Origin of the sequence: Bacillus sp. SIMBA_026 (assembly GCF_046535335.1) — a bacterium.
GTDB classification, from domain to species: domain Bacteria; phylum Bacillota; class Bacilli; order Bacillales; family Bacillaceae; genus Bacillus; species Bacillus velezensis.
In genome coordinates this window covers 1-255 of the sequence record NZ_JAWRWX010000308.1, presented here as the reverse complement: position 1 = coordinate 255, position 255 = coordinate 1, and the positions used below count along the sequence as shown (strand labels likewise).

Annotated in this window: 1 protein-coding gene; it reads left to right on the top strand. The window is 42.7% G+C overall.

The window, feature by feature from the left end; translation table 11 throughout:
• Window positions 1–255 (top strand): potassium transporter TrkG (locus SB847_RS21595; protein ID WP_410578734.1); only part of this gene is annotated, 255 nt, incomplete at both ends.

Genomic DNA, 255 nt, shown 5'->3' with positions numbered 1-255 from the left:
CAAACTCACTCCCCGCCTGGCCGATACGTCACGGACACTGTGGATAACTTATTCTTTATTAGGTATTGCTTGTATTGTCTGTTATAGACTTGCAGGAATGCCTTTGTTTGATGCTATTTGTCACGGGATTTCCACAGTTTCGCTTGGTGGTTTCTCAACTCATAGCGAGAGTATCGGATATTTTAATAACTATTTGGTTGAGCTGGTGGCTGGTTCTTTTTCCCTGCTATCGGCTTTCAACTTCACTCTTTGGTA